The sequence below is a fragment of the Paraburkholderia domus genome (assembly GCF_905220705.1).
Lineage (GTDB): Bacteria > Pseudomonadota > Gammaproteobacteria > Burkholderiales > Burkholderiaceae > Paraburkholderia > Paraburkholderia domus.
On the sequence record NZ_CAJNAT010000001.1, the window covers coordinates 578726 to 602098 of the forward strand.

Below are 23373 nucleotides of genomic sequence, written 5' to 3' on the forward strand. Positions count from 1 at the left end.
CATTCTCGACCGGTGGGGGCCTGTTCGCCCACCTGTCCGTTAACTGTCCACGGAAGAACCCGCTATGGATCTGAACTTCACGCCTGAAGAAGAGGCTTTTCGCACTGACGTACAGCGCTTTTTGCGTGACAAGCTGCCTCAGCGTCTCGCGGACAAGGTACACGGCGGCCGCCGCCTCACGCGCGACGACATGGCTGAGTGGCACGCGATTCTCAACGCGCAAGGCTGGCTCGCCAATCATTGGCCGAAGGAATACGGCGGCCCGGGTTGGAATGCCGTGCAGAAGTTTATCTTCGAGAATGAATGCGCACTGGCGGGTGCACCGCGTGTCGTGCCGTTCGGCGTCAACATGCTTGGCCCGGTGATGATCAAATACGGCAACGAGGCGCAAAAGCGCCACTGGTTGCCGCGCATTCTCGACGGCTCGGACTGGTGGTGCCAGGGCTACTCCGAACCGGGCGCGGGTTCCGATCTCGCGGCGGTAAAAACCACCGCTGTACGCGGCAGCGACGCGCAAGGCGAGCACTACATCGTCAACGGTCAGAAGACGTGGACCACGCTCGGCCACTACGCGAACATGATCTTCTGCCTTGTACGCACCGCCACCGACGTGCGCAAGCAGGAAGGCATCAGCTTCCTGTTGATCGATATGAACACGCCGGGCGTCGAAGTGCGCCCAATCATCACACTCGATGGCGAGCATGAAGTCAACGAAGTGTTCCTCATCGATGTGCGTGTGCCGGCTGAGAACCTTGTCGGCGAAGAGAACAAGGGCTGGACCTACGCCAAATACCTGCTCACGTATGAGCGCACCAATATCGCGGGCGTCGGCTTCTCCGTGGCCGCGTTCAATCGCCTGGGCAAGATCGCCGCGAAGCAGCAGCGCAACGGCAGGCCGCTCGCCGAAGATCCATCGTTTGCGGCGCGCATGGCGCGCGTCGAGATCGATCTGGAGAACATGAAGACCACCAACCTGCGCGTGATCGCGGCGGTGGCCGGTGGCGGCGTGCCGGGCGCCGAGAGTTCGATGCTGAAGATTCGCGGCACCGAGATTCGCCAGGAGATCTCCTCGCTCACGCGCCGTGCGATGGGACCGTATGCGCAGCCGTTCGTCGAGGAGGCCTTGCACGATGGTTTCCAGGGCACGCCAGTCGGCCCCGACGAAGCCGCAAGCGCTGCCTCGCTTTACTTCAACAACCGCAAGCTGTCGATCTTCGGCGGCTCCAACGAAATCCAGAAGAACATCATTTCCAAAATGATTCTGGGACTGTAAGGGGCACACGCCATGAATTTCCAGCACACCGAAGACCGCCGCATGCTGGCGGATACGCTCAACCGCTTTGTCAGTGAGCAATACGGCTTCGAGACGCGCGACCGAATCGCACGCTCGCCTGAAGGCTTCAGCACCGACCTGTGGAATCGTTTCGCAGAACTCGGCATTATCGGCGCGCTGTTCGATGAAGCGGACGGTGGTTTTGGCGGCGGCGGCTTCGATATCGCCGTCGTGTTCGAGAGCCTGGGTCGTGGCCTCGTGGTCGAGCCGTTTCTCGATACGCTGATCGTCGGCCAGGCGATTGCACGCGACGGCAGCGAAGCGCAGAAAGCGATGCTGGCCGAACTGATCGACGGCTCGCGTCTGGTTGCACTGGCACACGGCGAGCCGGACGGCCACTACGAACTATCACGCGTGACGACGCATGCAGAGCGTAACGGCAATTCGTGGAAACTGAATGGCGCGAAAGCGGTCGTCCAGCAGGGCGAGAACGCTTCCCTCTTCCTGGTCTCGGCGCGCACGGCGGGTGCCGACGATGCCGAAGCAGGCATCACACTCTTTCTCATCCCTCGCGACGCAGCAGGTGTCAGCGTGCGTGGCAATCGCAAGATCGACGGTGGCCGCGCGGCCGAGGTCACGTTCGACAACGTCACGTTGGACGACGACGCATTGCTCGGCGCAGCCGGAGAAGGTTTTGCGATGCTCGAATACGCGATCAGCTGCGGCGTGCTTGCTTTGTGTTCTGAAGCAGTCGGCGCGATGGATGTCGCAAAGGACTACACGCTTGAGTACTTGCGCACGCGCAAGCAGTTTGGCGTGCCGATCGGAAGCTTCCAGGCATTGCAGCATCGGATGGCGGATCTGCTGCTCGAGATCGAGCAGGCGCGATCGGCGGTGATCAATGCCGCTGCGGCGCTTGGGGCTGAACGCACCGTGCGAGAACGGGCGGTTTCGGCGGCTAAATACAGTATTGGCAAGATTGGGGCGCTGGTTGCTGAGGAATGTATCCAACTGCATGGCGGTATCGGCATGACGTGGGAGTTGCCGCTTGCTCACTATGCGAAGCGCCTCGTGATGATCGACCATCAGTTGGGCGATGAGGATCATCATCTCGAGCGGTATATCGCGCTCGGCAGAGGTTGAGACAGGGCTTCCGGGCTTGCTCAGAATCAGCGCCGCTCTGGCGGTTTGCCAGCGGCGCTGCCCCGCGCGTTTTGCCAATGACTCACTAGCGCCTCAGAAATAGAAAAAGGCCTCACAAGCATTGCTTGTAAGGCCTTGATTTCTTTGGTCGGGGCGAGAGGATTTGAACCTCCGACCACCTGCACCCCATGCAGGTACGCTACCAGGCTGCGCTACGCCCCGAACAGCTGAAAATTATAACAGACAGTTCCAGCGATTAGAACCGCCCTACGCTAACAAAGCAAACTAGTGCCCTAACAAATCGATCACATGCAGCAATTCCTTGCGCAACTGCTCGACGTCCACCGCAGCGGTTGCTGCCGGCGCCGCTACGCCCTCGCCTTCCTCGACCACATCTGCTGGTGCGCCGTGCGCACCACCGCCATGCGAATCAAGCCGGTTGCGCGCCCCATTGATCGTGAAGCCCTGCTCATACAGCAACTCACGAATCCGCCGGATCAACAGCACTTCATGATGCTGGTAGTACCGGCGATTGCCGCGTCGCTTGACCGGCCTCAGCTGCGTGAACTCCTGTTCCCAATAGCGCAGCACATGCGGTTTCACGCCGCATAGTTCGCTGACCTCACCAATCGTGAAGTAGCGCTTCGCCGGAATCGGAGGCAAGACGACTTTTTCGATCGTCGCTGTCATCGTCAGTTAGCCGTCGTGGTGGGTTGCGCGGGAACGCGCCAGTCAATCAGCGCGCGAAGCTCGCTTCAGCGCCGTTCTCAACCAGTGCTTTCAGCTTTTGACTTGCATGGAACGTCACAACGCGGCGCGCGGCGATCGGAATCGCCTCGCCGGTCTTCGGGTTTCTGCCGGGACGCTGGGGTTTGTCGCGCAACTGGAAGTTGCCGAACCCCGACAGCTTCACGCTATCGCCACTCTCCAGCGCATCGCGGATCACCTCGAAGAACGCTTCGACCATGTCTTTCGCTTCCCGCTTGTTGAGCCCGACATTGTCGAACAGCAACTCGGCAAGTTCAGCCTTGGTCAGCGTCGGCGTTTCGGTGGAAACGGCCGCGGGTGATGTCGGAATTTCGCGAATCATGGCGCTGCGTTGCGCCGTAAGAAGGGCTTCGAAATCACTCGAGTTCATTTCATTCATATCTATCAAATGGCGCGCCAAACAGAAACGGAGGTTGCGAAAAAATGCCGTGCAAATGTTAAATGCGGGTTATCCACGCAACCGTGCGCCATATACTCGAGCCAGACGTTCCACCAGAGTTTGAATGGCCAAATCGACCGTTTCATCCTGAAGGGTTCCGCCAGTATCTTGCAAGGTCACACGGAACGCAAGGCTTTTCTCGTGAGGAGCCAGACCACCGGAAGTGTTTGATTTTGGACGGAATTCGTCGAAAAGCGCAACCTTCTGAACAGTCTTGCAGGCCTCATCGGACTGAGCCTTCTGAAGCTCGTCCAGCAGCGCTTGCACCTCGATTTTCTGATCGACGACTACCGCAATATCGCGACGCACCGGCGGGAATTTAGACACGTCCGCCAGAATCGGCAATACGCGCTGCATTAATGCTTCCGCTTCGATTTCAAACAGAATCGGCGCGTGCGGTAAATCATATTTTTGCATCCAGCGCGGATGCAATTCGCCAATCCAGCCCACTGCGCGGCCATTCAGTTCAATGCGCGCGCTGCGGCCCGGATGCAATGCCGGATGCTCCGCTTTCACGAAGCTTGCCACTGCCGGCGCGAGCACGGCTTCCACATCGCTCTTCACGTCGAAGTAGTCGACCGTGCGCGTTTGGGCGCCCCACTGCTCTTCGAGCGCGGGACCGTAGGCGAGGCCGCCGATCATCTTCGGCTGTGCGAAACCTTCGACCGTCAATTCGCCTGCCTTGATTGACGGATCGTGCAGGAACACGCGGCCAGCTTCGAACACACGGACGCGATCGGCCGCGCGACGGTTCAGGTTCGTGCGCAGGACATTGATCAAGCTGCCGAACAGCGTGGTACGCATCACCGACAATTGGCTCGCAATCGGATTCAACAGACGTACTGGCTTGTCGTTACCGGCGAAGTCCTGCTCCCACTCGGCGTCCACGAAACTGAAGTTGACCGTTTCCGCGTAATCGCGTGCGGCGAGCGCGTGACGGATCACATGGATCGAGCGCTGCGTTTCGTTGGTCGGCAGCATTTCGCTGGTCGCGACCGGCGGACGTGCCGGGATCTTTTCGAAGCCGTAGATACGCGCGACTTCTTCGATCAGGTCTTCTTCGATTTCGATATCGAAACGGTACGACGGCGGCATCACCGAGAACGTATCGCCGTCTCGTTCGAACGTGAGACCGAGGCGCGTGAAGATATGCGCGATTTCGTCCGCATCGATCTTGATGCCGATGATGCGGTTCGCGCGCGAGACACGCATCTTCACCGGCTCACGCTTCGGCACGTTGACGGTTTGATCGTCGACCGGGCCGGCTTCGCCGCCACAGATATCGAGGATCAATTGCGTGATTCGTTCGATGTGTTCGACGGTGGTCGCGTAGTCGACGCCACGTTCGAAACGGTGGCCCGCATCGGTCGAAAAGTTGTACTTGCGCGAGCGGCCGCGAATGCTATCGGGCCACCAGAACGCGGCTTCGAGATAGATATTGGTGGTGTCGAGCGTGACGGCCGTGCTGTCGCCGCCCATGATGCCGGCGAGACTCTCGATGTGCTGTTCATCGGCGATTACGCCGACGGTTTCATCGAGTTCGACGGTGTTGCCGTTCAGCAGCTTGAGCGTTTCGCCCTTGCGGCCCCAACGCACGTCCATGCCGCCATGAATCTTGTCCAGATCGAACACGTGCGACGGACGGCCCAGTTCGAGCATCACATAGTTCGAGATGTCGACGAGCGCGGAAATGCTGCGCTGACCCGAGCGCTCGAGACGCTGCACCATCCATTGCGGCGACTTCGCGCGCGCATTCACGCCGCGGATCACGCGACCCGAAAAACGGCCGCACAGATCGGGCGCCGAGATTTTGACGGGCAACGTTTCGTTGAGCTTCACTTCGACCGGCTTGATCTCAAGCGGACGCAGCGGCGCGCCGGTGATGGCCGACGTCTCGCGCGCCACGCCGAACACCGACAGGCAGTCCGCCTTGTTCGGCGTCAGCTTGATTTCGAAAACCGTGTCGTCGAGATTGAGCGTTTCGCGGATGTCCTGGCCGATCGGCGTATCTTCCGGCAGGATCATCAGGCCGCTATGATCTTCCGAAAGCTTCAGTTCGCGTGCCGAGCACAGCATGCCCTGACTTTCCACGCCGCGCAGCTTCGAGAGCTTGATCGCGAACGGCGTGCCGCCCTCTTCGGCCGGCGGCAGTTGCGCGCCAACCAGCGCGACCGGCACCTTGATACCCGGCGCGACATTCGGCGCACCGCACACGATGTTCAGCGTCGCGCCCGTGCCGGCGTCGACCTGACACACGTTGAGCTTATCTGCGTCCGGGTGCTTGACGACTTCCAGCACCTGGCCGACGACGATCTTCGAGGTCGGCGGCGCGGCCGGCCGCAGGTCTTCGACTTCGAGACCCGCCATCGTCAACGCGTGCGACAGTTCATCGGTCGTCAGTTGCGGGTCGACAAAGGTTCTCAGCCAGGATTCCGGGAATTGCATGGTTCTGTGTACGTTCTGATCAGGTTAGGTCCACGTCCGGCAGGCGGCCCATTGATTCACTGGACACTGCCGGGGACGCTGCTGGCGGCACGCACTGCGTGCAATGCCGCGCTCTATGCTAGTCGCGTTCGTACGCGCCGGTTCACGCGAATTGACGCAGGAAACGCAGGTCGTTTTCGAAGAACAGACGCAGGTCTTGCACGCCGTAACGCAACATCGTGAGCCGCTCGAGGCCACTGCCGAAAGCAAAGCCGATGTAACGCTCGGGGTCGAGGCCCATGTTGCGGATCACCGTGGGGTGAACCTGGCCGGAGCCCGAAATTTCAAGCCACTTGCCGGCGTTCTTGCCCGTTTCGAACAGCATGTCGATTTCGGCCGACGGTTCGGTGAACGGAAAGTACGACGGACGAAAGCGCACCTGAATATCGTCGCGCTCGAAGAATTTCTTGAGGAAGTCGGAGTAGACACCCTTCAGATCCGCGAAGCTGATGTTCTCGTCGATCCACAGGCCTTCGACCTGGTTGAACATCGGCGAATGCGTCGCGTCGCTGTCCACACGATACGTGCGGCCCGGCACGATCACCTTGATAGGCGGCGTGTTGGTACGGGCGTAACGCACCTGCATCGGGCTGGTGTGCGTGCGCAGCAGCAGCTGGCGGCCGTCGGCATCTTTGCCGTCGACGTAGAAGGTGTCCTGCATCGAACGCGCCGGGTGATTTTCCGGGCTGTTCAGCGAGGTAAAGTTGTACCAGTCGGTTTCGATCTCGGGGCCGTCGGCCACGTCGAATCCGATCGACCGGAAAATCTGTTCGACGCGCTCCCACGTGCGCATGACCGGGTGCAGGCTGCCCGCACCGGTGCCGCGGCCGGGCAGCGTGACGTCGATGGCTTCAGCGGCGAGGCGCTGGTTCAGCAACGCGTCGGCCAACGCCTGGCGGCGGGCCGTCAACGCGGCTTCCACTTGCTGCTTGACGAGGTTGATCCGTGCGCCTTCGGTCTTGCGCGTTTCGGGATCGAGTTTGCCAAGACCCTTCAATAGCTCGGTCAACGCACCCGATTTGCCGAGAAAGCGCGCTTTCTCGTTCTCGAGGGTGGTGACGTCGGAGGCTTCTGCGAAGGCTTTTTGCGCGTCGGCGACAATCTGGTCCAGATCCATTGATCCCATCATTTCAACGTCAGTGTTCAATCATTGCAAAACTGGTTCTACCAACAAAAACGGGGCTCGGTGAGGAGCCCCGTTTTTGTTGCAGCGTCACCGAGACTACCGGATGTTCGCTGCAACGAACCACGCAGTTTAATTGCCCAAAGCGCAATCAGGCTGCAACGGCGGCTTTCACCTGCTGAACGATCGCAGCAAAAGCAGCCTTGTCGAACACAGCCATGTCGGCCAGCACCTTGCGGTCGAGTTCGATCGAAGCCTTCTTCAGGCCGTTGATGAACACGCTGTACGTCATGTCGTGCTGACGCACCGCCGCGTTGATACGCGTGATCCACAATGCACGGAACACACGCTTCTTGTTGCGGCGATCGCGGTAGGCGTATTGGCCTGCGCGCATGACCGCCTGCTTGGCGATGCGATAGACGTTATTGCGACGGCCGCGGTAACCCTTGGCCAGCTTGATGATCTTCTTGTGACGGGCCCGTGCGGTAACCCCACGTTTTACTCGAGGCATATCTTGCTCCTATGAGTGTCGGTTAAGGGTTAAGCGAACGGCAGCATTGCGCGCACGGAGTTCATATCTGACTCATGAACTGACGTGGAACCGCGCAGATGGCGTTTGTTCTTGGTGGTCTTCTTGGTAAGAATGTGGCGCTTGAAGGCTTGACCGCGCTTGACGGTACCGCCCGGACGCACCACGAAGCGCTTTGCAGCACTCTTCTTGGTCTTCATCTTCGGCATGACAACTCCATTATTAGATGGATATGGGTGTGCGGTCGGCCAGATGGCCATTACCCGCCCTTCGAAACCCATTCCACTTGGTATGCAGACCGCCGACACTGCTGGCGGCCGCTTTTCAGAAAGCGACGCGCATTGACACGCACGCCGTTCCGAAACCTGCCGATACCGCACCGGACACCCGGCACAGCATCGTTCAATCTTTGACAACCGGAGCGCACACCACACGGTGCGCCGCTGCTCCAGCCGCTTACTTCCTTTTCTTCGGAGCGAGCACCATGATCATCTGGCGCCCTTCCATTTTCGGCATCTGCTCGACCTGACCGACTTCGTCGAGGTCCGTGCGCAGGCGCTCGAGCATGCGCATACCGATTTCCTGGTGAGCCATTTCGCGGCCACGGAAACGCAACGTGATTTTCGTCTTGTCGCCGTCGTCGAGGAAGCGGATGAGGTTGCGCAGTTTGACGTTGTAATCGCCGTCATCGGTGCCCGGGCGGAATTTGACTTCCTTAACCTGGACAATCTTCTGCTTCAGCTTGGCCTCGTGTTGCTTCTTCGCTTCCGAGTACTTGAACTTGCCGTAGTCCATCAAACGGCAGACCGGCGGAACCGCTTGCGGAGCGATCTCAACCAGATCCACATCCTGCTGTTCCGACATGCGGAACGCATCAGCGAGTTTCACGATGCCGAGCGGTTCGTTCTCGACGCCGACCAGACGCACCTCGGGTGCTGTAATTTCACCGTTGATGCGGTGCGCAGACTTATCAGTAGCGATGTTACGTTTCCTCTAAAAATTAAAAAAACGAGCCGGGCTGCCAAGTGGCTCACTTGAACGACTGCACGTCCTGGCGCAGACGCTCAATGAAGGTATCGAGAGGCATCACGCCCAGATCGACACCACCACGGGCACGCACGGCTACCGTTTGGGCTTCACGCTCTTTGTCGCCGACCACAAGCAGGTACGGCACCTTTTCCAGCGTGTGCTCCCGTATTTTATAGCTAATCTTCTCGTTGCGCAAATCGGCCTCTACTCTAACCCCTTGTTTTTGCAACGATTGGGCTAGGGACTGCGCATATTCGGTCTGACTTTCCGCGATATTCATCACCACAACCTGCATGGGCGCGAGCCACGACGGCATTGCACCAGCATGGTGCTCGATCAGAATACCGAGAAACCGTTCCATTGATCCGACGATTGCCCGGTGCAGCATGATCGGGCGGCGGCGGCTATTGTCTTCCGCCACGTATTCGGCGCCGAGGCGCTCCGGCAGCACCATATCGAGCTGCAACGTGCCGCACTGCCACGAGCGGCCGAGCGCGTCCTTGATGTGGTACTCGACCTTCGGACCGTAGAACGCGCCCTCGCCCGGCAACTCTTCCCACGTCACGCCGCAAGCCGTCAGCGCCTCGCGCAGGCCCTGCTCCGCACGATCCCATGTCTCATCCGTGCCGGCGCGCGCATCCGGGCGCAACGACAGCTTGATCTCGACATTGTCGAAGCCGAAGTCTTTATAGACGCTCATCGCCAGCGTGTTGAACGCGATCGATTCGCTGATGAACTGGTCTTCGGTACAGAAAATGTGTGCGTCGTCCTGCACGAAGCCACGCACGCGCATCAACCCATGCAGCGCGCCCGACGATTCGTTGCGGTGGCACGAGCCGAACTCCGCGTAACGCAGCGGCAGATCGCGATACGAGCGCAGACCGTGGTTGAACACCTGCACGTGGCCCGGGCAGTTCATCGGCTTGATCGCGTAGTCGCGCTTTTCCGATTCCGTCGTGAACATGTTTTCACGATAGTTCTGCCAGTGGCCCGACGCTTCCCAGAGCGAGCGGTCCATGATCATCGGCGTCTTGATCTCGAGGTAGCCGGCGTCGTTGACGCGGCGGCGCATGTACTGCTCGACTTGCTGCCACAGCGTCCAGCCACGCGGATGCCAGAACACCATGCCCGGCGACTCGTCTTGCATATGGAACAGATCGAGTTGCTTGCCGAGCTTGCGGTGATCACGCTTTTCCGCCTCTTCGAGCATGTGCAGATACGCTTCCTGGTCTTCCTTCTTCGTCCAGGCCGTACCGTAGATGCGCTGCAACTGTTCGTTCTTCGAATCGCCGCGCCAATAGGCGCCGGCGAGCTTCATCAGCTTGAAGACCTTCAGCTTGCCGGTGGACGGCACGTGCGGGCCGCGGCACAGATCAGTGAAGCCGCCGTGCGAGTAGAGCTTGATTTCGTCCGTGGCGGGAATCGATTCGATGATCTCGGCCTTGTACTTTTCGCCGATGCTTTTGAAGTAGTCCACGGCTTCGTCGCGCGACACCACGCGGCGCGAGACCGGCTCGTCTTTCTTCGCAAGCTCCTGCATGCGCTTTTCGATCTTTTCGAGATCTTCGGGCGTGAAGGGACGGTTGTAGGCGAAGTCGTAGTAGAAGCCGTTGTCAATCACCGGACCGATGGTGACTTGCGCTTCCGGATACAGATCTTTCACTGCGTACGCGAGCAAGTGCGCCGCGGAGTGCCGAATGATGTCGAGGCCGTCGGCGTCTTTCTCGGTGACGATGGCAAGCGCCACGTCGTGATCGATCAGCGTGGACGTATCGACGAGCTCACCGTCGATCTTGCCGCCGAGCGCGGCTTTCGCGAGGCCGGGGCCGATCGAGGCGGCCACTTCGGCGACGGTCACCGGATGCTCGTACTGTCGAACAGAACCGTCAGGCAGACGTATCGAAACCATTGCGTTCTCCGTGGTGCCGACCGGCGGCGGCACATACAACCATCAAATAAGCCAAAAAAAATGCGGCCCCGCTTTCGAGGGGCCGCATTCACATTTCCTGCTAACTACAGTGGCGAAAGTGGTCCTCGACTAGCGTCGCTCCGAAGTAGTTTCGGTCAACGTTCGCGGTGCCATAACCGTATTTGCCTTTTGCGCCGAAGCGCTTACTGCAGTTTGCGAAACCCCGGAAAAACCGGAATTTCTCTTTCGTTGGTAGGCTCGATTGGACTCGAACCAACGACCCCCACCATGTCAAGGTGGTGCTCTAACCAGCTGAGCTACGAGCCTGAAGAAACGAGATTATATGGAGCGCCACACCGCTTGGCAAGTACTTTTATGCACCGACTTTAAATTTCTGCTCACACGCGCGGGCGCATCGAACCGATGCCTGCCGGCACCCGCCGCATCTTCCGCGCATCAACTCTTGCGTGAAGCGCGCACCACGCCGATTACTTCACCGAGCAAGGTGCACGCGCGCTGAATTTGCGCAGCGCTCGATACCTCGACGGTGAATTGCATGAACGCGGCGTTACGGCGCGATTGCGTTTTCACCCCGATCACATTCATTTTCTCGCGCGCGAAAACTTCGGAGATATCGCGCAGCAAGCCTTGCCGATCCGTTGCCTCAATGCTGAGGTCGACAGGATAAACCGATTGTCCGCGGCCGCTCATGACATCTGCCGACCATGCGGTCTGCAACACACGCTCCGGCGCGCGGTCGGCCATGCGCAAGAAGGTCGGGCAATCGCTGCGGTGGATCGACATGCCCTTGCCACGCGTGACGAAGCCGCTGATGTCGTCAGGCGGAGCAGGACGGCAACAGCGTGCGAGTTGCGTGAGCAAGGCATCGACGCCCACGACCAGCACACCCGTAGAAGCCCCGCGGGCGACGCTTGCACCGCTGCTGCGCTTCTCGAACTGCTCCGGCGCCTCGACTACAGGCTCGGGCGGCGGTGCATCGTGCAGCGCCTGCTCGACGAGCCGCAGGCTGAATTCCTCCTTGCCTACCACCGAGAACAGATCGTCGGTGGTCTTGAAGCCGAGCTTGGCGGCGAGTTGGTCGAGATTGACCGACGTCTTGCCCTCGCGCTGCAGGGTCTTTTCGACCATCGCACGGCCGCTCACGATGTGTTCCTGCACTTCAACCGCGTTGAACCACGCGCGCACTTTTTGCCGCGCCCGATGGCTCTGCAGATACCCGAGTTGCGGGTTGAGCCAGTCACGCGACGGGCCGCCCTCCTTCACCGCGACGATCTCAACCGTCTGGCCGTTCTGCAACGGCGTGTTGAGCGGCACCATCGCGCCATCGACACGCGCGCCGCGGCAGCGATGCCCCAGTTCGCTATGCAGGTGATACGCGAAGTCCACCGGGGTCGCGCCGTGCGGCAGCGGAATCACCCGCGCTTGCGGCGTGAGAACGTAGATGTGGTCGTCGTCGAGCGTAGCCTGCCGCAGTTGCTCCCACGGCTGCGCGGCGCGCTTCTCGCCGTGCTCACCTTCGGAGACTTCGTCTTTCCACGCGAGCAGTTGACGCAACCACGCGATCTTCTCGTCGTACTTCTCATTGGCGCTGAACTGGCCGCCGTAACCACGCGTGCCCGCCTCCTTGTAGCGCCAGTGCGCCGCCACGCCGTACTCGGCGAACTGATGCATTTCCTGCGTGCGAATCTGCACTTCGAACGCGCGGCCGTCGTCGCCGATCACGACCGTGTGCAGCGATTTGTAGCCGTTCGGCTTGGGTCGCGAGATGTAGTCGTCGAACTCTTTCGGCACCGGCTGCCACAGGTTGTGCACAATGCCGAGCACGGTGTAGCAATCCTTGATGTCCTGCACGATCACGCGAAACGCGCGCACGTCGTACAGTTCGGCGAAGTCCAGCTCCTTGCCGCGCATCTTGCGCCAGATGCTGTAGATATGTTTGGGCCGGCCGCTGACTTCGGCCACTACATTGGCCGCAGCCAACTCCTGCTGCAGCCGCTCGATCGCCTGCGCAACATAACTTTCGCGCTCAACGCGCTTCTCGTCGAGCAGTTTGGCAATTCGCTTGTACGTGACCGGCTCTTCGAAACGGAGCGCAAGATCCTCGAGCTCCCATTTCAGTTGCCAGATGCCCAGACGGTTGGCGAGCGGCGCGTAAATATCGAGCGTCTCACGCGCGACGTCGGGCGACGGCGTGACTTTCGCTGCCGCGTAATAACGCAGCGATTGCAAGCGCGATGCGAGCCGTATCAGCACGACGCGAATGTCTTGCGCGAACGCAAGCAGCATCTTGCGCAAGGCCTCGACCTGGGCGCGGCGTGCGGTCTGCGCATCGCGCCCAGCTTCGGGCATCGCATTCTGCGCGGCGCGCAAGCTCACCGTCCCCAGGCGCAGCAACTTGCGCACGTCGCCGACCAGTTGTGCGACTTCTTCACCGAAGTTGTCGGCAATCACGCGCTCCGGGTCTTGCAGATGCGGCGTCAGCGCGAACAAGGCCGCCGCCAGCACAGCCGGCGGATCGACGTTGAGCTTGCGCATGATCGACGCCGTACCCGCGGCATGATCCGCCAGCAACTCTCCTGAAGAGAGCCGCACCTCGCCCGCATGTTCGCGCACGAACGCCATCGCTTCGTCGAAGGAAGGGATGGGTGTCGGGGTGCTCGTAACGATTTCGGTAGTCATGGTGCGACGGCCCACCGGGCCAGACGGATCAACGGAATTTCAACAACAATTGCGAGGCCAGGCTCAATCGCGCTGCGCCGCGACCACGACGATTTCGACGAGGCACTTCGGATTCGCGAGCTTCGCTTCCACGGTAGCGCGCGGCGGCGTGTCGCCTTGTGCGACCCACTCGTCCCACACTGCGTTCATGCCGGCGAAATGCACCATGTCCGAGATGTAGATCTGCACAGACAGCAAGTGCGACTTGTCGCTGTTCACTTCAGCCAGCAGACGGTCGATGTGGCCGAGCACTTCGCGCGTCTGACCCGTGATGTCCTGATCATCGTCTTCGGCGATCTGACCCGCGAGGTACACGGTGCCGTTGTGCACGGCGATTTCCGAGAGGCGCTTGCCGACGTGGTGACGAATGACTGCCATGAAGAATCCTGAGGTTGGTTGAAAGTTGATCGGAGATGCGTTCCGCATTGCACCCACGCATTGCACCCACTAAAGGACGCCACGCGGAACTCGATATTATGACGCGTCAGCGGCCGGCCCGATAAAGAACTGCCTCGCGAGGTCGATCTGATCGGCCGACAGAAACGCCGGCGCATGCCCGACGCCCGCGATCTCCGCGCTCGATACGGCACGGCCGGCCTCGACCATCTTCGCGACGGTCTCACGCGAGAGCAGATCCGATTGCTCACCGCGCACCACCAGCACAGGCCCCTGAAATGCAGCCAGTGAATGCCAAAGCGCGGCCTCGCCGAGTTTGGTCGCCTCTTCGGTGGTCGCGGCAAATGGCTGCGCAATCCGGGGGTCGTAGCGCAATAGCCATGCGCCATCCTGCTCATGCAAAAGCGGCGTATTGATCTCACGCCATTCGTCCGGCGTGAGCGGGCCAAAGGATTGCGCCAGCAACGCGGCGTAATCGATGCCCTGCTGCAGCGTTTCGAAACGCACGGGCTTACCGAGGTAATCGCCGATGCGCTGCACGGCCACCGGCTCCAGATGCGGACCGACGTCGTTCAACAGCATTTTGCGGATCGGCGTTTCCGGCAGGCCTGCCAGCGCGAGTCCGATCAGACCACCCATCGAGGTGCCAAACCAGTCGACCGTTTCGACGTTCAGGCGCGCGATCAGCGTAACCATGTCGGCGACGTACTGCGGCACGCTGTAGAAGTTGGGGTTCGCGAGCCACGAAGACAAGCCCCGCCCCGCCACATCGGGACACACCACGCGGTAAGTGCCGGCGAATTCCGCCGCGAGGCGGTCGAAATCGCGCCCCGAGCGTGTCAAGCCGTGCACGCACAGCAGCACGCGCGGGTTGGCCGGGTCGCCCCACTCGGTGTACGCGATACGGTGCAAGCCTCCGGCGCTCGCGCATTGCACATAACGTTGGCGCGGCACGGGCCGCCCGATCGTGGAAGCGGACGTTTCGGTCATCTGGGTTCCTTGCAAAAACGCTGCGGATTCGGCCTGAGCACGTCAGGGATCAATAAGCGTCCAATCTTCAAAAGATTGTAAACCGCTTTGCCGCGCGGCAAGGATCAGCCAAACGTCATAGGACGGCCTAAGACTTAGGTGGCGCGAACACCAGGCACAAAATAAAGCGGGCGAGACTCACGCCTCGCCCGCTCCGGATGCTGCCTCGCCGCCACGTGCCGGTCATAGCGACCAAAACCGCGGCAGGCTCACAAGGCCATTCAGTTCACCGCGCTGACATCCAGCGGTGCGCCTGTCTTCGCCTTGATTTCCTCGACGCTGACGCCCGGCGCCAGTTCAGTCACCTTCAGACCGTCTTCCGTCACTTCAATCACGCCGAGATCGGTGATGATCTGATCGACCACGCCCACGCCGGTCAGCGGCAACGTGCATTCTTCGAGGATCTTGTGCTGGTCGCCCTTCGCGACGTGCTCCATCAGCACGACCACGCGCTTGACGCCCGCGACCAGATCCATCGCGCCGCCCATACCCTTGATCATCTTGCCCGGGATCATCCAGTTGGCCAGATCGCCCTTCTTGCTGATCTGCATCGCGCCCAGAATCGCCAGATTGATGTGGCCGCCGCGAATCATCGCGAACGAATCCGCCGACGAGAAAATCGACGAACCCGGCAACGTGGTTACCGTCTGCTTGCCGGCGTTGATCAGATCGGCATCCACTTCTTCTTCGGTCGGCGACGGGCCGATGCCGAGCAGGCCGTTTTCCGACTGCAGCCATACTTCGACGCCCGCCGGCACGTGGTTCGCCACCAGCGTCGGCAAGCCGATGCCGAGGTTCACGTAGAAGCCGTCCTGCAATTCCTTCGCCGCGCGTGCGGCCATTTCGTCACGAGTCCATGCCATGATCAGTCTCCTTTCGCGCGGACGATGCGTTGTTCAATGCGTTTTTCCGGATGCGCATTGAGCACAATGCGCTGCACGAAAATGCCCGGCGTATGGATCGCATCCGGATCGAGCTCGCCCACTTCAACGATTTCTTCGACTTCCGCGACGGTAATCTTGCCGGCCATCGCGCACATCGGGTTGAAGTTGCGCGCCGTGCGGCGATAGATCAGGTTGCCCGATTTGTCGGCTTTCCACGCCTTGACCAAAGCCACGTCGGCCGTCAGCGAATGTTCGAGCACGTAGTGGTTTTCGCCGAACTGGCGGGTTTCCTTACCCTCGGCGATCAACGTGCCGTAGCCGGTGTTCGTGAAGAACGCCGGAATGCCCGAGCCGCCGGCGCGCAGCTTCTCAGCGAGCGTGCCTTGCGGGGTGAATTCCAGTTCGAGTTCGCCGGCCAGATACTGACGTTCGAACTCCTTGTTCTCGCCCACGTACGACGAGATCATCTTCTTGACCTGGCGCGTTTCGAGCAGCAGACCGAGGCCGAAACCGTCGACGCCCGCATTGTTGCTGATACAGGTGATGCCCTGCACCTTCGAATCGCGCAGCGCGCCAATCAACGCTTCCGGAATGCCACACAGCCCGAAGCCGCCGACGGCGAACGTCTGCCCGTCCTTGACGATGTCTTTCAGCGCTTCAGCCGCGCCCGGATAGACCTTGTTCATCGTTTGTCCCTTCCTTTATGGAAACCCGAAACCGGTTCGCCGGCCGCCGGATCATTACGGCTATGACGTTGAGCGGGCGCCAGCCCGACATGTCATTCTAGTCATCCGTGGCCGGCTGTGCGCTCAGACTGTCGGGGCCGCCCGCGGGGGGTTGCCTGCGGGGTTGCCTGACTACTCGCGCCAATGCCTGCCGCGGACGCTTTGCCGCGTTGTCATGTGCCCGAAAGAGTACGCTGGGCGCGCCATGCGGCACAATACGCAAAAATACATAAGTACTTGCCGCCAACCCATGCCCGCACTGGACTACCAAACCGCGTTTCAACTCGCCCCGATCGGACTCGTGCTGTCGCGCGAACGGACCATCGAAGACTGCAACGACGAGCTGGCGTCGATATTCGGCTGCACGCGCGAGGCGCTGCTCGGCCAGTCGTTTCAGATTTTGTATCCGTCGACGGACGAATTCGAGCGGATCGGCGCGCGGATTCCGCCGATCATGACCGCGCAGGGCAGTTACACGGATGACCGGATCATGAAGCGGGCCAACGGGGAATTATTCTGGTGTCACGTCACAGGCCGCGCGCAGCAACGCGCCGACCCACATGCCGCCGGTGTCTGGACTTTCGAGGATTTGAGCGCGACGCGGCGCGTGGCGGTCGAATTGACGCCGCGCGAGCGGGAAATCGCCGCGCAACTGGTGACAGGCAAAACCAGCAAGCAGATCGGGCGCGCGCTGGATATCAGCCCGCGCACGGTCGATGTCTACCGCGCGCGGCTGATGCGCAAATACGATACGGCGAATGCGACCGAGCTATTGCAGCGTTTGCTCGGGCATTGAGGGCTAGGATCGGGTGCTGGTTCCGTGAGAAGCCAGCGTTGAAGCGCCCCGCAGCGAACGTGAGGATGGCGCGAAGTTCATTTGCGGGCGAGGCTACGAGCTGGTGACAGAAGCCTGACGATCAAGCCGCCTTGACCAGCGCCGCGCCCTCGATGGTCGCGCGCAGCCGATCCGGAACCGGTACCGACTTGCCGGCGGCGTAGTCGATCCACACACAGCGCGCAGCGCCACGGGCATAGACGGTGTTCGGGTCGTCGGCCCGCACGAGCTCGAACCCCGTGTCAAAGCTGCTGCGCCCGGGCGTGGCCACGGACATCCGGCCGATCACATCGCCGGGATAGTGCAGTTGCTTGAGAAACTCCATCGACGCATTGACGATCACCGGCCCCTGCCCGTCGGCATTGCTGCCGGCCAGCCCCAGTTGTTCGAACCAGGAAATCCGCACCTGCTCCATGTAACGGAAATAGACCGTGTTGTTCACATGGCCGAATGCGTCCATGTCGCCCCAGCGGATCGGCATCGACATCTCAAAAACTGCGTGAAAATCGCTCATCGTACTTCTTTAACGGGTTGAAACCAGGTTGAAACCGGCGCACGGGCCGGCACAGAAATGACTCAGGCGAGCCCGAACCCATCGTCGGCGGCAATCACCGAGCCGTTGATGAACTGCGATTCGTCGGCCGCCAGCAGCAGCAACAGCCCGTCCAGATCATCCGGCTTGCCGACACGATGGCGCGGCAGTAGCGACACCAGCTTCTGCCCCTGCTCGGTTGACCAGTGATGATGGTTGATCTCGGTATCGATATAACCTGGGCAGATAGCGTTCACGTTAATGCCGTGTTTGCCCCATTCCAGCGCCATGGCTTTCGTCATATGGACGACGGCGGCCTTGCTCATCGAGTACAGGCCGATCTGCGGCAGCACCCGCAAGCCCGCCATCGACGCGATATTGATGATCCGGTATGACGGCTTCTGTGCGGTATTGCCGCGCATGATCATGCGCTTGGCGACTTCTTGGGCGACGAAGAAAGCGCCGCGCGTGTTGGTGTCGAACACGTATTCGAAGTCGGCCGGTGTGACTTCCGAAAGCTTCTGCGTGGTCGACACGCCTGAATTGTTCACCAGAATATCGATCGTGCCCGCCTCGGTTTCCGCGTGAGCAACGGCCGACTTGATGCTCTGATAATCCGTGACGTCGAGCGAGACAACGTGCGCCGCGCCGCCGGCCGCTTCAATCTCGGCGCGCAACTCCTTCAGACGCTCGGTGCGGCGGCTCGCCAGCACGACCTTGGCGCCGGCCTGCGACAATACTTGAGCAAAGCGCTTCCCCAACCCGCTCGAGGCGCCGGTGATCAGCGCGACCTTGCCTTCCAGATTGATCGAACGGCCCATTGTCGTTCCCTTGTTCGGTTGTTGTTACAGACGCGGTTGACGGGTGCGGTAGGACCGTCGCTGCGGGTCATACCGTATCACAGAAATAGAACGATCGTGCTAATCTATGCTCATCCGGTTGCAGTGGCGGAGACCATCGCCCACAATACGATCCCGAAAAAAGCATTCTAACGGTAAGAGGAGCATCAATGACCCCCGCAAGTCTCATTGAGCAATACGGTCCACGCGAGTCGATGGAATACGACGTCGTGATCGTCGGCGGCGGCCCGGCTGGCCTGTCCGCAGCGATCCGCCTGAAGCAGCTGGCGGCTGGGAAAGGCGTCGAGCTTGGCGTGTGCGTACTGGAAAAAGGCTCGGAGATCGGGGCGCATATCCTGTCGGGCGCGGTCATGGATCCGCGCGCGATCACCGAACTGATTCCGGACTGGAAGGAAAAAGGTGCACCGCTAACGGTCGACGTGACCGAAGACAAATTCCTCTTCCTGACCGAAACCGGCTCGAAAAGCGTGCCGGTCTGGGCGCTGCCGGATAACTTCAAGAACCACGGCAACTATGTGATCAGCCTCGCGAATGTCACGCGCTGGCTGGGTCAGCAGGCTGAAGCGCTGGGCGTCGAGATTTTTCCGGGCTTCCCGGCCGCTGAAATCTTGTACAACGACGATGGCTCGGTCAAAGGCGTCGCGACCGGCAATCTGGGCATCGGCAAGGATGGCGAGCCGACCGAGAATTTCCAGCTCGGCATGGAACTGCACGCGAAGTACACGCTGTTCTGCGAAGGCGCGCGCGGGCATCTGGGCCGTCAGCTGAATGAGAAATTCAAGCTGCGCGAAGGCGTCGATCCGCAGGTTCACGGCATCGGCATCAAGGAACTGTGGGAAATCGATCCGGGCAAGCACAAGCCGGGTCTGGTGATGCACACCGCCGGCTGGCCGCTGGAGAACGACACGTACGGCGGCTCGTTCCTCTATCACATGGACAACAACCAGGTGGTAGTGGGCTTCGTTGTGGGCCTGGGCTACACGAACCCGTATCTGTCACCGTTCGAGGAATTCCAGCGCTACAAGACGCATCCAGCGATCCGCGCAGTGCTCGAAGGCGGCAAGCGGGTGTCGTACGGCGCGCGGGCGATCACCGCGGGCGGCCTGCTGTCGCTGCCGAAGCTGGTGTTCCCGGGTGGCGCGCTGGTCGGCGACGATGCGGGTTTCCTGAACGCGTCGCGCATCAAGGGCTCACATGCGGCGATCAAGACCGGCATGCTGGCGGCTGATGCGGCGTTTGAAGCCGTGCAGGCCGGACGCACCAGCGATGAACTCACGGCTTATCCGGAGAGCTTTAAAACGTCGTGGCTGCACACGGAATTGCATCGCGCGCGCAATTTCAAGCAGTGGATGAGCAAGGGCCTGTACCTCGGTACCCTGATGGTCGGCATCGAGCAGAAGCTGCTGGGCGGCAACGTGCCGTGGACGCTGCATCACCAGCACTCCGATCACGAGATGCTCAAACCTGCGTCGCAGTGCAAGCCGATTGTCTATCCGAAGCCGGATGGCAAGCTGACGTTCGACCGGCTCTCTTCGGTGTTCATCTCGAACACCAACCATGAAGAGAATCAGCCGGCCCACCTGACGCTGAAAGACCCTTCGGTGCCGGTGAATGTGAATCTTCAGACCTATGCGGGTCCGGAGTCACGCTACTGCCCGGCTGCGGTGTATGAGTTCGTGAAGAACGACGATGGCAGCGAGCGGCTCGTGATCAACGCGCAGAACTGCGTGCACTGCAAGACCTGCGACATCAAGGATCCGACCCAGAACATCGTGTGGGTGACGCCGGAAGGCGGCGGCGGTCCTAACTACCCGAACATGTGATTCGGTGTTTGATTGCCGTGCGCGGAGCGTGTTTGTCGGTCCGCGTGCGGCACGCAGTCAATCGCTCCGAGCGAGCAATAAGTAAAGAAGCATCCGCTGCAGGCGTATTGCCAACGCCACAGCAAAGCAAAAAACTCAACTACCCCGCATCATTTCAATCCGCTCTCGCACTTTAGCCAGCACCGGCGCCCACGCGCCAATCTCAGGCTGTCGAACGAGTTCAATCGAATCGTACCAGGCCGTGGCGCGCGATTCGTCGCCCCAAAACCATGCCGACACGTGATCGATCATCAAACACGTCGGCACGCCGAGCGCCCCCGCCAGATGCGCGGGCCCGCTATCAATCGTGACGACCAGATCCAGATTCGCCAGCAACGCAGCGACATCGTCGAATCCGGACTGAAAATGGTGAGTCAAGTCGACAACATCGAGACCCTTGGCCCGCCACTGCACGACAGTCTCGCTGCGCCCAGGCGACAACGCAAACCAGGTCACACCAGGCACGCTCAATAGCGCTTCGAGTTGCTCGACGGGCACCGACCGCCGCCTATCGCGGATATGCTCAGGATTCCCGTTCCACACTAAACCGACGTTGCGATTGCCCAGCTTGCTGGCCGTGTGCGCATGAACCCGCTCGCGCCATGCCTGCACACGCGCGGGCTCGGCGCTCAGATACGGCACACCCCATCCAGTTGCATCGAAAACGCCAAGCCGCATCGGCAAGCTCATCAACCCGCAATGGAAATCCGGCCGCGTTTCGAGGCTCGTTTCGAGCGGCAGGTCAGCAGGCAGCATCCGTTCGAATAGATGCCGCAGCGGCCCGTCGTGACCGAAAATCACCCGGCCGCCCTCACGGCGCGCCCGCTCGGCCAGCAGCGGCAGAAAGCGCACCGCCCACAGGCAATCGCCGTTGCCTTGCTCGCCGTACACGATGAGCGTTTTGCCTTCCAGCGATTCGCCCTGCCAATGCGCGCTGATCGCAGCAAGCGCATGCTGCGCGCTATTCAAATCGTCGGCGAACGCGACGCGTGACTCGTAATGCGCCCAGCCTTCGGCGAAACGTCCCGTGCGAATTTCGAGTTCCGACAGATCGAACAGCGCATGCACGTTATTCGGCGACAACACCAGCACCTGCCTGAGCAACGCTTCCGCTTCCGTGAAACGCGCCTGTTCCTTGATGCACAACGCGAGCTTGTGAAGCGCCACCGGATTGCCGGGCACGACACGCACCGCTTCACGCAGTAGCCGCTCGGCCGTGTCGAAGTCGTTGCGCTGCTGCACGGCGGCTGCCCGCCAGATCAGCGCGTTGGCGTCTTGGCTGTTCGGTTCGAGAAGCAGCGTCGTGGCGGAGTCGACAAGTACCCAGTCGCGCACGATGAACGCCGTCTGCGCAATCATGTGGAGCAGTGTGGGTTCACAAGAGGGATCGAGCTGATACGCGCGTACCAGCGCTGCAAGCGCCTCACGCTGACGGGCTTTATCGCGGCCGGCGTGTTGTAACAGCGCTTGTCCAAACACGAGGCAGTCGGCTGCGCCGGCATGCGGCGCGGCGGCGCGCGCACGCAGGTCCGCGAGTTGGCTATCCGCCGGCTCGATGTTCGGATCGGTCATTGAGACGACGCTGCGCGCACAGTACGAAGACGCTCCGAGAGCGCCCCTTACGGCGCGCTCGCCGCGATCTTCGGCGTGCTTACAGCGACATCGCCGCATTGCGCACGGTGGCGCAGCGCGTGGTCAATCAGCACCAGCGCGAGCATGGATTCGGCAATCGGCGTGGCACGGATGCCGACGCAGGGGTCATGGCGCCCGAACGTTTCGACGATGGCAGGTTGCCCCGTCTTGTCGATCGAGCGGCGCGGCGTACGGATGCTCGAAGTCGGCTTGATCGCGATAGACACCGTGACATCCTGCCCGGTCGAAATGCCGCCGAGCACACCGCCCGCGTGATTGCCGACGAAGCCTTCCGGCGTCAATTCGTCGCCGTGCACCGAACCGCGCTGCGCGACACTGGCGAATCCCGCGCCGATCTCGACGCCCTTCACCGCGTTGATGCCCATCATGGCGTGCGCGATGTCCGCATCGAGGCGATCGAAAAGCGGCTCGCCGAGCCCGACCGGCACGCCGGAAGCCACGACGTTGATGCGTGCGCCGATCGAGTCGCCGTCTTTGCGCAACGCGTCCATGTAACTTTCGAGTTCGGGCACGATCTCCGCATTCGGCACGAAGAACGGGTTCTCGCGCACATGCGCCCAGTCGACGAACGGCACGTCGATCTCGCCGAGCGCCGCCATGTAGCCGCGGATCTCGGTACCGAACTTTTCGCGCAGCCATTTCTTCGCCACCGCGCCGGCCGCCACCGTCGGCGCAGTCAGACGAGCCGACGAGCGGCCGCCGCCGCGATAGTCGCGAATGCCGTATTTCTGCCAGTAGGTGTAGTCGGCGTGACCGGGACGGAAGGTGTCGACGATGTTGCCGTAGTCCTTGCTGCGCTGGTCCGTATTGCGGATCAGCAGCGCGATCGGCGCGCCGGTGGTCTGGCCTTCGAACACGCCCGACAGGATCTCGACCTTGTCTTCTTCCTGGCGCTGCGTGACGTGGCGCGACGTGCCGGGTTTGCGGCGGTCGAGTTCGAACTGGATATCGGCTTCGCTAAGCGCCATGCCCGGCGGGCAGCCGTCGATGACGCAGCCGATAGCGGGGCCGTGCGATTCGCCGAAAGTCGTGACAGTGAAAAGCGTACCGAGCGTGTTGCCGGACATGGGCGTCGTCCAAAGAAATGCGAGGAAGACACTATTATGCCAGCCCTCAAGGGGCTAGGGCCGCAGTACGCAACGGCCTACGCCTTCTGGACAA

Annotated in this window: 21 protein-coding genes and 2 tRNA genes; 4 read left to right on the forward strand and 19 right to left on the reverse strand. The window is 61.0% G+C overall.

Annotated elements, in window-relative coordinates; translation table 11 throughout:
• The first annotated feature begins 64 nt into the window (after positions 1–64).
• Both KHO31_RS02470 and KHO31_RS02475 read left to right on the forward strand, forming a co-directional pair.
• Positions 65–1273 (forward strand): acyl-CoA dehydrogenase family protein, encoded by a 1209-nt coding sequence (locus KHO31_RS02470; RefSeq protein ID WP_211622630.1) that lies wholly within the window; start codon positions 65–67, stop codon positions 1271–1273.
• Between the two features lie 12 nt (positions 1274–1285).
• Positions 1286–2416: an acyl-CoA dehydrogenase family protein gene (locus KHO31_RS02475; RefSeq protein ID WP_211622631.1), complete on the forward strand. Its 1131-nt coding sequence runs from the start codon at positions 1286–1288 to the stop codon at positions 2414–2416.
• Between the two features lie 145 nt (positions 2417–2561).
• Here the strand turns inward: KHO31_RS02475 and KHO31_RS02480 are convergent.
• The 15 genes from KHO31_RS02480 to KHO31_RS02550 all read right to left on the reverse strand — a co-directional run bounded on the left by KHO31_RS02480 (position 2562) and on the right by KHO31_RS02550 (position 16431).
• Positions 2562–2638, reverse strand: a tRNA-Pro gene (locus tag KHO31_RS02480).
• A gap of 63 nt (positions 2639–2701) precedes the next feature.
• Positions 2702–3106, reverse strand: a complete 405-nt coding sequence (locus tag KHO31_RS02485) for a MerR family transcriptional regulator (RefSeq protein WP_201069830.1) — start codon at positions 3104–3106, stop codon at positions 2702–2704.
• Positions 3107–3152: 46 nt separating this feature from the next.
• Positions 3153–3563 carry an integration host factor subunit alpha gene (locus KHO31_RS02490; RefSeq protein ID WP_063496729.1) on the reverse strand — a complete coding sequence of 137 codons (411 nt, stop codon included), beginning with the start codon at positions 3561–3563 and terminating at the stop codon, positions 3153–3155.
• A 69-nt stretch (positions 3564–3632) separates the two neighbouring features.
• Complete coding sequence (pheT, locus tag KHO31_RS02495; protein WP_201084594.1) at positions 3633–6068, reverse strand: phenylalanine--tRNA ligase subunit beta; 2436 nt, start codon at positions 6066–6068, stop codon at positions 3633–3635.
• A 142-nt stretch (positions 6069–6210) separates the two neighbouring features.
• On the reverse strand, positions 6211–7224 hold the full coding sequence (gene pheS / locus KHO31_RS02500) for a phenylalanine--tRNA ligase subunit alpha (RefSeq protein WP_074282769.1): 1014 nt from the start codon (positions 7222–7224) through the stop codon (positions 6211–6213).
• A gap of 157 nt (positions 7225–7381) precedes the next feature.
• Positions 7382–7741 (reverse strand): 50S ribosomal protein L20, encoded by a 360-nt coding sequence (gene rplT, locus KHO31_RS02505; protein WP_006052502.1) that lies wholly within the window; start codon positions 7739–7741, stop codon positions 7382–7384.
• A 29-nt stretch (positions 7742–7770) separates the two neighbouring features.
• Complete coding sequence (gene rpmI / locus KHO31_RS02510; RefSeq protein WP_074282768.1) at positions 7771–7968, reverse strand: 50S ribosomal protein L35; 198 nt, start codon at positions 7966–7968, stop codon at positions 7771–7773.
• Between the two features lie 247 nt (positions 7969–8215).
• Complete coding sequence (gene infC / locus KHO31_RS02515) at positions 8216–8740, reverse strand: translation initiation factor IF-3 (protein ID WP_211622830.1); 525 nt, start codon at positions 8738–8740, stop codon at positions 8216–8218.
• 49 nt (positions 8741–8789) lie between these two features.
• Positions 8790–10697, reverse strand: coding sequence for a threonine--tRNA ligase (thrS, locus tag KHO31_RS02520; protein WP_201069834.1), 1908 nt, complete (start codon positions 10695–10697; stop codon positions 8790–8792).
• Positions 10698–10947: 250 nt separating this feature from the next.
• Positions 10948–11024, reverse strand: a tRNA-Val gene (locus KHO31_RS02525).
• A 129-nt stretch (positions 11025–11153) separates the two neighbouring features.
• Entirely contained in the window at positions 11154–13397 is a 2244-nt protein-coding gene (locus KHO31_RS02530) for a RelA/SpoT family protein (protein WP_201069835.1), read from the reverse strand.
• Positions 13398–13460: 63 nt separating this feature from the next.
• A complete protein-coding gene (locus KHO31_RS02535; RefSeq protein ID WP_201069836.1) occupies positions 13461–13814 on the reverse strand; it encodes a RidA family protein in 354 nt (117 codons plus the stop codon).
• Between the two features lie 96 nt (positions 13815–13910).
• The gene (locus KHO31_RS02540) at positions 13911–14822 is read right to left on the reverse strand and encodes an alpha/beta fold hydrolase (protein ID WP_201069837.1); all 912 of its coding nucleotides are present in this window, start codon (positions 14820–14822) and stop codon (positions 13911–13913) included.
• 260 nt (positions 14823–15082) lie between these two features.
• On the reverse strand, positions 15083–15724 hold the full coding sequence (locus KHO31_RS02545) for a CoA transferase subunit B (RefSeq protein ID WP_115780510.1): 642 nt from the start codon (positions 15722–15724) through the stop codon (positions 15083–15085).
• Between the two features lie 2 nt (positions 15725–15726).
• Positions 15727–16431, reverse strand: a complete 705-nt coding sequence (locus KHO31_RS02550) for a CoA transferase subunit A (RefSeq protein WP_201069840.1) — start codon at positions 16429–16431, stop codon at positions 15727–15729.
• Between the two features lie 289 nt (positions 16432–16720).
• On the opposite strand from KHO31_RS02550, the gene KHO31_RS02555 reads away from it, so the two are divergent.
• Complete coding sequence (locus KHO31_RS02555; protein ID WP_211622632.1) at positions 16721–17266, forward strand: LuxR C-terminal-related transcriptional regulator; 546 nt, start codon at positions 16721–16723, stop codon at positions 17264–17266.
• Between the two features lie 121 nt (positions 17267–17387).
• Here the strand turns inward: KHO31_RS02555 and KHO31_RS02560 are convergent, their stop codons facing one another.
• Both KHO31_RS02560 and KHO31_RS02565 read right to left on the reverse strand, forming a co-directional pair.
• Positions 17388–17819 carry an acyl-CoA thioesterase gene (locus KHO31_RS02560; RefSeq protein WP_201069844.1) on the reverse strand — a complete coding sequence of 144 codons (432 nt, stop codon included), beginning with the start codon at positions 17817–17819 and terminating at the stop codon, positions 17388–17390.
• A 62-nt stretch (positions 17820–17881) separates the two neighbouring features.
• Positions 17882–18658 (reverse strand): SDR family oxidoreductase, encoded by a 777-nt coding sequence (locus tag KHO31_RS02565; protein ID WP_201069848.1) that lies wholly within the window; start codon positions 18656–18658, stop codon positions 17882–17884.
• Between the two features lie 188 nt (positions 18659–18846).
• Between KHO31_RS02565 and KHO31_RS02570 the strand changes: the two genes are divergently transcribed.
• Positions 18847–20520 (forward strand): electron transfer flavoprotein-ubiquinone oxidoreductase, encoded by a 1674-nt coding sequence (locus tag KHO31_RS02570; RefSeq protein ID WP_211622633.1) that lies wholly within the window; start codon positions 18847–18849, stop codon positions 20518–20520.
• A 135-nt stretch (positions 20521–20655) separates the two neighbouring features.
• Here the strand turns inward: KHO31_RS02570 and KHO31_RS02575 are convergent, their stop codons facing one another.
• Entirely contained in the window at positions 20656–22131 is a 1476-nt protein-coding gene (locus KHO31_RS02575) for a tetratricopeptide repeat protein (protein ID WP_211622634.1), read from the reverse strand.
• Positions 22132–22178: 47 nt separating this feature from the next.
• Positions 22179–23279: a chorismate synthase gene (gene aroC, locus KHO31_RS02580; RefSeq protein ID WP_211622636.1), complete on the reverse strand. Its 1101-nt coding sequence runs from the start codon at positions 23277–23279 to the stop codon at positions 22179–22181.
• Between the last annotated feature and the right edge of the window lie 94 nt (positions 23280–23373).

Excerpts from the sequence above, each read along its gene's own strand:
- KHO31_RS02470 (WP_211622630.1), top strand. The coding sequence starts at position 65 with ATGGATCTGAACTTCACGCCTGAAGAAGAGGCTTTTCGCACTGACGTA.
- KHO31_RS02475 (WP_211622631.1), top strand. The coding sequence starts at position 1,286 with ATGAATTTCCAGCACACCGAAGACCGCCGCATGCTGGCGGATACGCTC.
- KHO31_RS02485 (WP_201069830.1), bottom strand. The coding sequence starts at position 3,106 with ATGACAGCGACGATCGAAAAAGTCGTCTTGCCTCCGATTCCGGCGAAG.
- KHO31_RS02490 (WP_063496729.1), bottom strand. The coding sequence starts at position 3,563 with ATGAATGAAATGAACTCGAGTGATTTCGAAGCCCTTCTTACGGCGCAA.
- pheT (WP_201084594.1), bottom strand. The coding sequence starts at position 6,068 with ATGCAATTCCCGGAATCCTGGCTGAGAACCTTTGTCGACCCGCAACTG.
- pheS (WP_074282769.1), bottom strand. The coding sequence starts at position 7,224 with ATGGATCTGGACCAGATTGTCGCCGACGCGCAAAAAGCCTTCGCAGAA.
- rplT (WP_006052502.1), bottom strand. The coding sequence starts at position 7,741 with ATGCCTCGAGTAAAACGTGGGGTTACCGCACGGGCCCGTCACAAGAAG.
- rpmI (WP_074282768.1), bottom strand. The coding sequence starts at position 7,968 with ATGCCGAAGATGAAGACCAAGAAGAGTGCTGCAAAGCGCTTCGTGGTG.
- thrS (WP_201069834.1), bottom strand. The coding sequence starts at position 10,697 with ATGGTTTCGATACGTCTGCCTGACGGTTCTGTTCGACAGTACGAGCAT.
- KHO31_RS02530 (WP_201069835.1), bottom strand. The coding sequence starts at position 13,397 with ATGACTACCGAAATCGTTACGAGCACCCCGACACCCATCCCTTCCTTC.
- KHO31_RS02535 (WP_201069836.1), bottom strand. The coding sequence starts at position 13,814 with ATGGCAGTCATTCGTCACCACGTCGGCAAGCGCCTCTCGGAAATCGCC.
- KHO31_RS02540 (WP_201069837.1), bottom strand. The coding sequence starts at position 14,822 with ATGACCGAAACGTCCGCTTCCACGATCGGGCGGCCCGTGCCGCGCCAA.
- KHO31_RS02545 (WP_115780510.1), bottom strand. The coding sequence starts at position 15,724 with ATGGCATGGACTCGTGACGAAATGGCCGCACGCGCGGCGAAGGAATTG.
- KHO31_RS02550 (WP_201069840.1), bottom strand. The coding sequence starts at position 16,431 with ATGAACAAGGTCTATCCGGGCGCGGCTGAAGCGCTGAAAGACATCGTC.
- KHO31_RS02555 (WP_211622632.1), top strand. The coding sequence starts at position 16,721 with ATGCCCGCACTGGACTACCAAACCGCGTTTCAACTCGCCCCGATCGGA.
- KHO31_RS02560 (WP_201069844.1), bottom strand. The coding sequence starts at position 17,819 with ATGAGCGATTTTCACGCAGTTTTTGAGATGTCGATGCCGATCCGCTGG.
- KHO31_RS02565 (WP_201069848.1), bottom strand. The coding sequence starts at position 18,658 with ATGGGCCGTTCGATCAATCTGGAAGGCAAGGTCGCGCTGATCACCGGC.
- KHO31_RS02570 (WP_211622633.1), top strand. The coding sequence starts at position 18,847 with ATGACCCCCGCAAGTCTCATTGAGCAATACGGTCCACGCGAGTCGATG.
- KHO31_RS02575 (WP_211622634.1), bottom strand. The coding sequence starts at position 22,131 with ATGACCGATCCGAACATCGAGCCGGCGGATAGCCAACTCGCGGACCTG.
- aroC (WP_211622636.1), bottom strand. The coding sequence starts at position 23,279 with ATGTCCGGCAACACGCTCGGTACGCTTTTCACTGTCACGACTTTCGGC.